The following is a 10,992-nucleotide window of genomic DNA, read 5'->3' as shown; positions in this document are numbered from 1 at the left end:
GGACATACAAAAATCCCTCCATGATAATCAGATGAATTATAGTATTTCATCTGACAACCATAGAGGGATCATAACATTCTCAGTCACTTTTTTGTGCATCACATGGTAAACTAAAGTTAAGGTACAACTTGGGAGGAGACAACATGAAAACTTTTCGCCGCGGCATGGGACTCGCTATTATCTTATTTGTTTGGGTGATTGCGCTATTCTTCGCAACTGCTTGGATCGTTCATTTGAAAATCGTTCCAGTTAAATGGGCCGGTATTTTGGAGGATGGTGCCGTCTTATTAGGTGTTTTAGGCTTCAATCGGTTGTTCGGCCACGTCCCCATTCAATGGTGGTCAGGGAAAAAATTAGGTCGTCAATTACGAACGACTTTGCCGGCATTAATTTTAGTTGGCCTACTCGTTGCTGCAAATTTAAGTAAACTGCTCAAGCTCCCTTTTAGCGGACTCGTGCTCTTCTATGCAGGCTATGTGCTACTGATTGGTATCACGGAAGAAGTCGTTTTCCGTGGCGTCCTCCTGCCAATTGTCGCCCGTTCATTTCACGGTAAGCCACTCGTCAGTATTCTAATTAGCAGCGCCTTCTTTGGCGGCTTACATCTCATCAACAGTTCCCACATTTCACTAACTTATGTGCTCCCACAAATTTTATTTGCTATGCTAATGGGAACCTTGTTCGCTGGCATATACGTCCGAACGCATAACTTAACGTTACCAATTATTTTGCACAGTTTGACGGACCTATCCGTTATCGTCCAATTGATTCAACATCCGACTAACGCCAACAACTTAGATATGCCGGCACAAACGTCACTGATTGTCGCTGGATTCTATGGGGTTCTACTGATCCTTGCCATTATCTGGGTTGCTCGTCAGACTAAAAATGACACCATCAAAACTGAAATTTAATTTTGTTTAACTGCCAAAGTTAGACAAAAAACCTGTCATGGCTCGTTGAATGAGTCATGACAGGTTTTTTTGTTAAAGCGACGTGATGACGACAAATTTAAGTAGCGTCACAATAATCAATGCAAACGTTAAACCTAAACTCAAGCGGCTCAATGGTTGTCGATCACGGGTATCTTGAAATATTAGGAACTGACCGTTCAAAATGATTAACGACCCAAAAGACAAACTGGCCAGTAACCAGACTTGACTGAATATCAGGCTCAGTAGCAATAGCACTGCATTCAATACCACAAAGCTGGCTTTTAACGGCGTCACCGGCGTTCTAATCTCAAACTTTTTCATTTCAAAGCCTCCCCAAAAGCCTCAAAACTAATGTTCTTTAATGATATAACTGAAGGTTGCAAGTACGAAAAGAAACGTGAACAGGATTGTATCAATAACAGTCGTTCCTAAACTTGAGCGCTCCGTCAGGCAGAAACGTTGTGCTCTGTGGGACAGTCCCAGCCAAAGGGCGGTCTGCGACTTCAATTCAAAGCCGATAACCCACGTCTTTGAATCGCCCCGTAAGATTAGGCGGCCAAGAACACCGACCAATCTTACCGCCACAGCACAACGTTTCTGCCTGTCTTCGCTAAACTCAATAGCTGAAGGTTGGGACTGATCACATCGGTCGTGAAGGTGGCGTTAATCGGCCGTTTTTACCGATTTTACGCCACGGACGGTTCGGGACACTTTCGCATTTTGAAAGGGTTCCGGGCGAGGACCAAGACGTTCTTGGCTTGGCCCGGTCCCACGACCTCATGCGATCAGTCCCAACCGGAAGCAACAGTTGTTTATTGACACGATGGACATCACTCCCGACTTACATCTCTCAACCCTTAATGATATAAATCAAAGCGGCCTTTACTAAACATCGTACTCAAATGCGCACTTTCCACCAACGATCGATCCGTAATGACTTTTTTCAAAACAGATGCTGGATAGCCATGGACAGGCTTGTTATTACTAAAGATTTCGCCGATACCATCACGATCACTCAACGAAGCAACCGTCCCACTGGAATGATACGCGAACGGTTCGGTCAATTGTTCATGACGTAACGCACCAATATTCTTAGCCGCCTGTTCACCACAAGCTAACGCAATCTGCGCCGTTGTTGGATAAGGTCGCTGACTGGCAGGGTCCATCACCGCAGCCACGTCCCCAATAATGAAAACTTCTGGATGATCTTTTAATGACAAATCTGGTTCGACAACGACCCGATTACGGCGCTGATCAAAGCCTGAATCCGCAATGACTTGCGATCCACTGACCCCAACCGTCCAGATAATCGTATTAGCCGCAAACTCATGGCTTTGATCATCACTATCTTTATAAACAACTGCACCGGGTTTAATCTCTTCGATAATCGAACCAAGCATCATTTCAACTTGGTGCTTCGCCATAAAGTTCAACGCGTAATCACGCAACTCTTGGGTGAACATTGGTAAAATTGATGGCATCCGTTCCAGACAAACCAATTTGATTGCTGGCGTACCATACTTGGCTTGTAGCTTTGGTAACGATTGGGTTAACTCACCTAAAAGTTCAATCCCAGTAAAGCCTGCACCACAAACTGCGATCTTCAAATCATTGTGATCTTTAGTCTCACGATAGCCCTTAATTGTTGCTTCAATGTGCTGATAAACGGCTTGCGAACTGGCTAAGTCATCCATCGCCAAAGCGTTAGTTTCCGCGCCAGTCACACCAAAAGTTTCTGATTGGAACCCAAGCGCCAAGACTAAATAGTCATAAGTCAAGTCAGCGTGATCAGCCAAGCTGATGACCTTTTTGTCCACATCGACGTTCGTTACAGCAGCCTGGACGAACTGCACACCTTTGCCAATGACCGTCCGGATATCGTAAGTAATCCGCTCAGGCTCAATCGTTCCGGCAGCGACTTCATGCAAATTCGTCTTCTCCGTATGCACTGTGGTTTTATCAACCAAGATCAGCTCATCACCACTTGGCAGTGATTTTTGTAAAAATTTGACGGCCCGCATTCCTGCATAGCCACCACCTAATACTACTGTTGTTGCCATATTAGTTAATCCCCTTTGCTAAACCTAAATCTTATTAAAGTCAAAGTTATTACCTAGTTTCTAAAAGTCATCAAGCTCACGTTAATCGGAGCTGTACAGGCAATAACTTTTCAGTTATCACTATGGTACACTGCTGGCCTGAAAAAATCAGCTATTATGGCATATTAATTTCGTCAACTAGCTTTCTAAATGTTGTTGCACATTTTCCTCAACGAGCGCCAAGCTTTCGAATAATAATTGCTGTTGGCCTGCAGTTAATTTTTCGCCAACCAGTTTGGCACACCAGTCTTCATATGCGTGTAGTTCCGGATAAATTGCTTGTCCAGTCGCCGTCGGATAAAGGCAGCGTACCTTTTTGTTATCAGGATGCGTGGTTTTGGTCACATAGCCTTTTTTGATTAAATTTTGAACGGCGCGATAGTTCGTCGTCCGATCCATCTTCATCTGATCCGCGAGCTGGCTAAAAAATAGTCCCGGTTGTTCACAAATCCGAATTAAATAAATAAATTGATTATTATTCAAGCCATACTTGGCAAAACGCTGGTTGCCCTCATTCATGATCATCCGTGAAAGAGTCCCCATTAATCTAAGTGTTGGTATCATATTTTCTCCTTATTATTGCATATGCAATCATTAGGTGGTAAACTTATTTTCAGTCTCAAGGAGGTTAGTCCCATGTGGTCTGTCAAAACATTTAATGAATTAACAACATCTGAATTATACGCTATCTATCTGTTACGCGTCAAAACGTTCGTCGTCGAGCAACACCGTGTCTACCAAGAAGTCGACGCTATCGACATGACGGCCCACCATATTTTCAAGCTCGACCATGGAAAAATCGTTGCATATGCACGTGTTTTTCAAGAAGCTGATCACTGTTCCTTCGGGCGCGTCGTGGTTGACCGTCAGTTACGCGGCCAACATTTAGGCTTACAACTCGTGCAACAAATCTTAGCTGTCATTAGTGCCCAGTACGCCCATGAACCCATTCAGATCGAAGCCCAGACCCAGGTTCAACACTTTTACGAACGGTTCGGCTTTCAAGCTGTCGGCGAACCGTTCTTATTTAATCACACGCCCCATATTAAAATGGTCCACTAAAAAAGACACCTTCATAGGTGTCTTTATTGATGAAATTAGTTGCCAATTGGTGCCCGGTGCGTCAAGCGTTCAACGTCACGAACAATCATTAATTCTTCGTTTGTTGGGACGACCATGACCGTCACTGGTTCATTTGGTTGACTGATTACTTGTTCAACACCGTGACAGTTGTTCTTATCTTCATCAATCGTCACACCGAAATAACTTAATTGATGCAGAATTCGTGACCGCATCGCTACGGAGTTTTCGCCAACACCGGCGGTAAAGACGAGCGCGTCTAAGCCATTCATTTCAGCGACATAACTCCCGATATACTTCACGACCCGGTTGGCAAAAATTTCTAGTGCCAATTCTGCCCGATGATTATGATCTTCATTGGCAGCTTTATCTAAATCACGCATATCAGGTGATACGCCAGAAATTCCCAATAGACCGGATTTATTATTCAAAATATCGATAAAGTCTTGGACGTCCGAAATACCAAGATGGCGCATCAAGAATGGAATCATGGACGCATCAATGTCACCAGAACGCGTACTCATCGTAATCCCAGCAAGTGGCGTGAAGCCCATCGACGTATCAATGGCTTTCCCTTGATCAAAAGCAGTAATCGATGCCCCAGACCCTAAATGTAACGTGATCAATTTGAGATCAGCTAATGGCTTACCGAGTAATTCGGCCGTTCGCTGGGCCACGTAACGGTGACTCGTCCCATGGGCGCCATATTTGCGCGCTCCAAACTGTTTATAGTAATCGTAAGGAATACTGTAAAGATAGTTTACTTCAGGCATTTTTGCATACAACGACGTATCGAAAACTGCAACCTGAACGGCTTTTGGCAATAACTGCTGGAACACTTCAATATAGTAAGCCTGCGTTGGGTTATGTAACGGCGCATATTCAGATAAATCCTTAATCTGCTTCAAAGTCGTTGGTGTAATTACGACTGAATCTTGAAAGTCTTCGCCACCAGCGACGATTCGGTGGCCAATCCCGGTAATCTCGGTCAAATGCGCAACAATGCCATCACTCTTCAAACGCGTCAGCACCATCGCCGCCGCTTCTTGAGCGTTAATTTTGTCATGAGTCTCCGAGTACTTATCGCCGTCTGCCTTCTTTAAAACAAACACAGAGTTCGACAAGCCCAAACGGTCAACCATCCCTGAGGCGATTACCGTTTCTTCTGGTAAACTGAATAGCTTCCACTTTAAAGTTGAGCTACCAGCGTTAATTGCTAATACTTTTGACATTATGTCCATTTCCTCCATCCATCATCAAGTGTGCATACTCACAGTGTAACCAATATTGAATACGCTTTCAAGGATTCGCTGAAAAAGACCGTATATTGTCTGAAAATTAACTTACTTTATGCACTTTTGCGCTTAACTAGAAAGCATATGATGCGTTTAGTTGTCCCAGATTAAGCTATAATTAATGTAATGAAAGTGAGGTGCTCATCATGAAAAAATCATTTAATTGGACGCTTAGTAATTTATTCGCAACTTTGTTACTCGTCTTAGGCCTTGGCCTCCTGATTGTTGCCGTCTTGATGAGTTTCGGCACCCATATCAGTGTTGAAGCAGTCGCAACGGCGCTTATTCTGTTGCTGGTTGGCTTGATATTTTTGCATCCAGCGCCACTCACAATCTTGGCACCAGCAATTGGTCTCATCAGTCTGAGTGCCGGCTACGCGACGTACTTTAGTACGCAACATTCTTGGATTTCCAGTCTCTTGGCTGTCTTGATTGTCGCTGTCATTGTTAGTTATGGCTTTAGTCTACGACGCACTTTAAAACGGCGGCATAGCCAATGGTACTAAAAGTCACTTAGGTCACTCGTGAGTCTGACGAGTGACTTTTTTAATTAATTCTAATAAAAGTTGTCGCTTCCAGTTGGGACTGATAACATAGTCCTGTTCATGATTTCTTTTTCTCTTTCAACCTTTAGTCATGTAACCAAAAGGTTGTAAGATCAAAATCCCTAATCATTGCCGCCATGTCAATGATTAGGGTATGAAGATTAGTTGAAATGACCGCTTCCAGCTAATTTAACTGTTCTTAAGTTAGGTTTAGCGGAAGCAGACAGAAATCGTTGTGCTGTGTCGGTAAGATTGGCCGGCGGTTCTTGGCCGCCTAATCTTACAGGGCGATTTAAAGACGTGGGTTATCGGCTTTAAATCGAAGTTGCAGACCGCACTATGGCTGCGACTGTCCCACCATAGCACAGCGATTTCTGCCTGCTGAAGCGGAATTACCACTAATTTGGAAGTGTCTGTTGCCTATATGACAGTGTTTACAAACCCTTTTGTCCTTTCAACCTTTAGTCATGTAACCAAAAAATTTCTAGGAGCTGACCAATGAAAAAGAACGATGATAATTTATTCTCACTGATTTTCCAATTAATTATCTTAATTCCAATTTGTTATTTTTTGCTAAAGCTATTCTTCAGTGTTTTGAGCCAAATCTAATTTCCAATTATTTGATATCTAATCAGCCTTCATTAGCACAGTTAAAGCTGCTAATGAGGGCTATTTTAGTTATTCGCAAATTATTTTTCAAACCACCAAGTTAGCTGTAGGTCGCTGCTGATTGCATCGGGCGTGAAAGTCCCGTTAGAGCGGCGGTTTTTGCCAATTTTACGGGACGGACGGTCCGGGATAGTTGCGACTTTGGCAACGATTCCGGGCGAAGAAAAAGACCGCCCCTCAGGCTTTTTCTGGTCCCACGCCCGCATGCAATAAGTAGCGACCGGAAGCGGCAACGGTGAGTTGATCACCTTTTAAGTCACCAATTGCGAAAAAACACTAAATTAAGACTTTCAGCAGACAAAAGCGAACGTCTGTTTTATAATGAACACTAACTATGTTCAGAAAGGAATTTGGCATGCCAACTAAAATCGGGATTCGACAACTAGTTGAGTTCGTCCTGCGTAAGGGCGACCTCATCGAAGTCAAAAACAGTCAAAATACGGCTTTAGCTGGTGCCAAAATCCACCGTCAGCTCCAAAGCAGCCGCTCGGAAGCCTATCAAAGTGAAGTCTACCTCAAAACGACGGTCACCATGAACGGCACCGACTACCTCATTTCCGGTCGAGCCGATGGCGTTCAAACAACCGACGATGGCATTTTAATTGAAGAGATCAAAACGTCTGATCAGTCGTTTGATGACCTGACTGACAACACCCGCGACCTTTATTGGGCGCAAGTCCAAGTTTATGGCTACTTAATTTTGCAAGATCATCCTGATCTGGACGAAGTCACCTTACAACTGACTTATTTTCAAGTGTTAAACGAAAAAATCACCAAAACACAACGGGTACTCACCCGCGCGGCACTTGAAGCCTTCTTCAAGGACTTGATTACTGAATACGAGTATTGGTTGACGTTGCGTGCTGATCTAAGAAAGCAACGGAACGCCTCAATCAAAGACTTACCATTTCCATTTCCCAGTTATCGAACCGGTCAACATGAACTGGCGGCAGCGGTTTATAAGACGATTCATTTTCAAAAACGACTCTTTGTTGAGGCGCCAACCGGGACTGGGAAAACAATTTCCACCTTATTTCCAGCCATCAAGGCCATGGGCGAAGATGAGATTGAACGAATCTTCTATTTAACCGCTAAGCAGAGTACCCGGCACGTTGCCGAAGAAGCCCTCACGCTAATGGGACAGGACGGGCTCCGCTTAAAAAGTATCACGTTAACAGCCAAAGATCAGATTCGCTTTCCAGAAGAACAAGACGTCCGACCAGAGGAAAATCCCTTCATGATCGGCTATTACGACCGTTTAAAACCGGGACTTAAAGATATTTTGACCCATGAAACTCAATTGACACGGTCCGTCATTGAAAAATACGCCCGTGTTCACACGCTTGATCCATTTGAATTTTCGCTGGATATTTCCCTATTTTGTGACGTCATTATTTGTGATTATAATTATTTATTCGACCCACTCGTCTATTTACAGCGTTTCTTTAGCGAGGAAGATTTGGATAACTTTTTCCTTGTCGATGAGGTTCATAACTTAGTTAGTCGTGCACGAGCAATGTATTCCGCTGAAATAAGCGACGCACCAATTGCCCATTTGTTAAAACTCGCCAAGCCTGACAAGTCACAACCTAGTGACGACTTACAACGCGAGCTCAAAAAAGTTCGGCGTAACTTTGGTCGAATTAGCCAGGCCTTGATTGACGACGATGTCACGGAACAGCTTTCAATTGACCCACCTGATAAACTAAGCCGAACCTTGCGTAACTTTAACGACTTCATCAGCGATTGGTTACAAAAGCAACAACCTTCTGATTTATTGGACGCCGTCCGTGACTACTTTTTTGACTGTCTAACCTTTGTCAAAATCAGTGACATGTATGACGGCAGCTATCAAACGCGTACGGTATTAGACGGCCATCACGTGACGGTTAAGGAACTCTGTTTGGACCCCAGTGACTTCTTGAATCGGTCACTAAAGTTAGGTGCTGGCGCCGTCCTCTTTTCCGCAACCTTGTCACCCATGGCGTACTATCAACGCGTTTTAGGTGGCGAAGCCAACAGTTTGGCCTATCAATTGCCGTCACCATTTCCACCAAAACACCAAGCCATTTTAGTGACCCAATACGTGCAAACCACTTATCACGAACGACCGCACAGTGAAGCGGCGATTATCGCCAGTCTCAAGGCATTAGTGACGGCAAAAACGGGAAACTATTTATTTTTCTTTCCATCGTATGGTTATTTAACCCAAATTAAAGCCGCTTTCGAGTTAGCCAATCCAGATATTCAAACGACGACTCAGGTCAACGCCATGAACGGGAGCGAGCGCCAAGCCTTTTTGGATCAGTTTCAGGCTAACCCCGAAAAGACACTCGTTGGTTTCTGTGTCTTGGGTGGTATTTTTTCAGAAGGCATTGATTTGCGTGGTGACCGCTTAATTGGTGTCGCCATCGTCAGCGTTGGACTACCCGGCATTAATCCCGAAACCAATTTAATTCGCGATTATTACGACCACGATAATGGTCAAGGCTTTGCCTATGCCTACCAATTACCTGGAATGAATAATGTCTTACAAGCAGCTGGTCGGCTGATTCGTAGCAGTCACGATACCGGCATTATTTTATTACTTGATCAACGCTTTGCGAGTCGCCGTTATACAACACTATTTCCGCCACACTGGCAATATTTCCAGTCGATCTACTCAGTGCCGCAATTACAAGCAACCATCGCTAATTTTTGGCAACAAACGGAGGACAACAGTCATGAAGACTAAACTGACACGCCAACTTGAAAGTACCCTTTATCAATATTGTTTAGAACAAGGGGCTTACGTCGTCGAAGAAGTTTCGATGCCAGCCGAAAAAGGCATCGTGGATACCTTGAGTTATCAACAATTACCAGATGGCACGCTCGAGTGGCGTTGCTATGAATTAAAGGTGACCAAGGCTGATTTTCATTCCAAAGCGAAACTTTCCTTCATTGGTAACTATAATTATTTTGTTTTACCACAAGCCTTATATGAAGAAATCGCCGAGGAGATTCCGAGCCACATTGGCGTGCTCATTTATCGTGCCTTTGATCAACGCGCCCTCGACCAAGCGCCACGGCCATTGCAAGCCCCTGGATTTTTGACGGTTGCTAAAAAAGCGCAACATCAAGCGTTACAAGTCGAAGAAGCCCCGTTGATTAGTCACTTTATTGCGTCCCTCTTCCGTGAAGTCGATAAAGCGAAACGGGTTAAAAAAGGGTTGCAGCTTTACTCAGATGATCAATTATATAAGGAGTTACGCAAGCGCGCCCGTGCCGGTTATGATATTTATGACCCCGATAAAAATTTATACGACCGTTTTCTCGCCGACAGTCAAAATGACGCCATTACTGCTTTACAAGCGGAATTGGATGCCCGTAACGCTGAATATCAAGCCTTGCAACTGGCCTATCAGGCCCGCACACAACCTGATTTGAGGGATCAATTATGACTTATTACCCTTACTTTCGTGGTCGCATGTATGACTTATTAGCGCTCAAAAGTTTAGTTGAGCAACAACAATTAGGGCCAAAAATCGTTCCAATTATTGAACCGGTGCGTGATTCCAAGGAATTGCAACAGACCGTTCAGGCTTTGATTGACCATCAACAACGGTTCAGCGTCGTTGCGAATCCTCAAGTTAGTGTTTACGGTTTAAACAACACTAAGTTGTATCCATTGCCTAGCACTAGCGGCTTGCCTTTTTACCAGCCAAGTGCCATCTTGGCTGCTGACTTCAGTTCAGACTTTTTAGCCACCACGCCTGGTCAAAAAAGCTTATTAATTGCACCCAACGCACCGTTACTAAAAGCCTATCAACGGACTAAATTGCTCAAACAAGTTAGTGGTATCTTAATTCCTGATGAAGCACGACTGCAACAAATTGCTGGTGATCGGGCTATTTTATTAACCGATCCGCTAACATTTCGCGCCCATGTTGCTGACTATGCCGAATTGACCGATGAATTTTACACGGCCGCTAATTGGGCGACCCCGCCCTTCGGCAGTAACGGTTTCGGTGACTATTCCATGGTCGGCAGTGTTTATTTTGATAAAGGCATGCCTTCACGCGCCATTGCGATACACCTGATTTACGTCACCGCCACCGGCCAGCTGCGAATTCACCACTTTGTTTCTGACAGCAACGACAGCATGCGTGGCCAAAAGCAAAAATTTTTTGAAGCGTTACAAAAATTAACCGACTGGGCGCCGACACAGCTTCATGGCCTAAATCTCACCCCGGCGTTGGCGGAACTATGCCGTTACCAAGCTGGTGACAAATTTCCAGGACTCGGTACGATCAAAAAACTGTCACTGATGCATCATTTTCAACTCATGCATCGCCTACTGACTCTCAACGACTAGTGCTATACTTGAACC

Annotated in this window: 10 protein-coding genes; 6 read left to right on the top strand and 4 right to left on the bottom strand. The window is 44.3% G+C overall.

The window, feature by feature from the left end; all coding sequences use genetic code 11:
* Positions 1–143: 143 nt before the first annotated feature.
* Positions 144–914 carry a CPBP family intramembrane glutamic endopeptidase gene (locus FFM74_RS11710; RefSeq protein WP_137626813.1) on the top strand — a complete coding sequence of 257 codons (771 nt, stop codon included), beginning with the start codon at positions 144–146 and terminating at the stop codon, positions 912–914.
* A 72-nt stretch (positions 915–986) separates the two neighbouring features.
* Here the strand turns inward: FFM74_RS11710 and FFM74_RS11705 are convergent, their stop codons facing one another.
* From FFM74_RS11705 to FFM74_RS11695, 3 genes are all read right to left on the bottom strand, one after another.
* On the bottom strand, positions 987–1,256 hold the full coding sequence (locus tag FFM74_RS11705) for a hypothetical protein (protein ID WP_137626812.1): 270 nt from the start codon (positions 1,254–1,256) through the stop codon (positions 987–989).
* A 536-nt stretch (positions 1,257–1,792) separates the two neighbouring features.
* Positions 1,793–2,995 carry an NAD(P)/FAD-dependent oxidoreductase gene (locus tag FFM74_RS11700; protein WP_137626811.1) on the bottom strand — a complete coding sequence of 401 codons (1,203 nt, stop codon included), beginning with the start codon at positions 2,993–2,995 and terminating at the stop codon, positions 1,793–1,795.
* 177 nt (positions 2,996–3,172) lie between these two features.
* Entirely contained in the window at positions 3,173–3,577 is a 405-nt protein-coding gene (locus FFM74_RS11695) for a MarR family winged helix-turn-helix transcriptional regulator (protein WP_223877231.1), read from the bottom strand.
* A gap of 93 nt (positions 3,578–3,670) precedes the next feature.
* Here FFM74_RS11695 and FFM74_RS11690 point away from each other — a divergent pair, with 93 nt between their 5' ends.
* Positions 3,671–4,096: a GNAT family N-acetyltransferase gene (locus FFM74_RS11690; protein ID WP_137626809.1), complete on the top strand. Its 426-nt coding sequence runs from the start codon at positions 3,671–3,673 to the stop codon at positions 4,094–4,096.
* A gap of 35 nt (positions 4,097–4,131) precedes the next feature.
* Here FFM74_RS11690 and FFM74_RS11685 read toward each other — a convergent pair whose 3' ends face one another.
* Positions 4,132–5,346 (bottom strand): acetate/propionate family kinase, encoded by a 1,215-nt coding sequence (locus FFM74_RS11685; protein ID WP_137626808.1) that lies wholly within the window; start codon positions 5,344–5,346, stop codon positions 4,132–4,134.
* Between the two features lie 209 nt (positions 5,347–5,555).
* On the opposite strand from FFM74_RS11685, the gene FFM74_RS11680 reads away from it, so the two are divergent.
* From FFM74_RS11680 to FFM74_RS11665, 4 genes are all read left to right on the top strand, one after another.
* Positions 5,556–5,915 carry a hypothetical protein gene (locus tag FFM74_RS11680; protein WP_137626807.1) on the top strand — a complete coding sequence of 120 codons (360 nt, stop codon included), beginning with the start codon at positions 5,556–5,558 and terminating at the stop codon, positions 5,913–5,915.
* A gap of 1,063 nt (positions 5,916–6,978) precedes the next feature.
* Positions 6,979–9,357: an ATP-dependent DNA helicase gene (locus FFM74_RS11675; protein ID WP_137626815.1), complete on the top strand. Its 2,379-nt coding sequence runs from the start codon at positions 6,979–6,981 to the stop codon at positions 9,355–9,357.
* Entirely contained in the window at positions 9,347–10,063 is a 717-nt protein-coding gene (locus FFM74_RS11670; RefSeq protein ID WP_137626806.1) for a hypothetical protein, read from the top strand. Before FFM74_RS11675 ends, FFM74_RS11670 begins: the two co-directional genes overlap by 11 nt.
* On the top strand, positions 10,060–10,977 hold the full coding sequence (locus tag FFM74_RS11665) for a sce7725 family protein (protein WP_223877230.1): 918 nt from the start codon (positions 10,060–10,062) through the stop codon (positions 10,975–10,977). The genes FFM74_RS11670 and FFM74_RS11665 overlap by 4 nt, the downstream gene beginning before the upstream one ends.
* Positions 10,978–10,992 lie beyond the last annotated feature (15 nt).

This window comes from Lactiplantibacillus pingfangensis (assembly GCF_005404945.1).
Classification (GTDB): Bacteria; Bacillota; Bacilli; order Lactobacillales; family Lactobacillaceae; genus Lactiplantibacillus; species Lactiplantibacillus pingfangensis.
The sequence above is the reverse complement of the archived record's forward strand: the minus strand, read 5'-3'. Positions and strand labels throughout refer to the sequence as shown.

Excerpts from the sequence above, each read along its gene's own strand:
- FFM74_RS11710 (WP_137626813.1), top strand. The coding sequence starts at position 144 with ATGAAAACTTTTCGCCGCGGCATGGGACTCGCTATTATCTTATTTGTT.
- FFM74_RS11705 (WP_137626812.1), bottom strand. The coding sequence starts at position 1,256 with ATGAAAAAGTTTGAGATTAGAACGCCGGTGACGCCGTTAAAAGCCAGC.
- FFM74_RS11700 (WP_137626811.1), bottom strand. The coding sequence starts at position 2,995 with ATGGCAACAACAGTAGTATTAGGTGGTGGCTATGCAGGAATGCGGGCC.
- FFM74_RS11695 (WP_223877231.1), bottom strand. The coding sequence starts at position 3,577 with ATGGGGACTCTTTCACGGATGATCATGAATGAGGGCAACCAGCGTTTT.
- FFM74_RS11690 (WP_137626809.1), top strand. The coding sequence starts at position 3,671 with ATGTGGTCTGTCAAAACATTTAATGAATTAACAACATCTGAATTATAC.
- FFM74_RS11685 (WP_137626808.1), bottom strand. The coding sequence starts at position 5,346 with ATGTCAAAAGTATTAGCAATTAACGCTGGTAGCTCAACTTTAAAGTGG.
- FFM74_RS11680 (WP_137626807.1), top strand. The coding sequence starts at position 5,556 with ATGAAAAAATCATTTAATTGGACGCTTAGTAATTTATTCGCAACTTTG.
- FFM74_RS11675 (WP_137626815.1), top strand. The coding sequence starts at position 6,979 with ATGCCAACTAAAATCGGGATTCGACAACTAGTTGAGTTCGTCCTGCGT.
- FFM74_RS11670 (WP_137626806.1), top strand. The coding sequence starts at position 9,347 with ATGAAGACTAAACTGACACGCCAACTTGAAAGTACCCTTTATCAATAT.
- FFM74_RS11665 (WP_223877230.1), top strand. The coding sequence starts at position 10,060 with ATGACTTATTACCCTTACTTTCGTGGTCGCATGTATGACTTATTAGCG.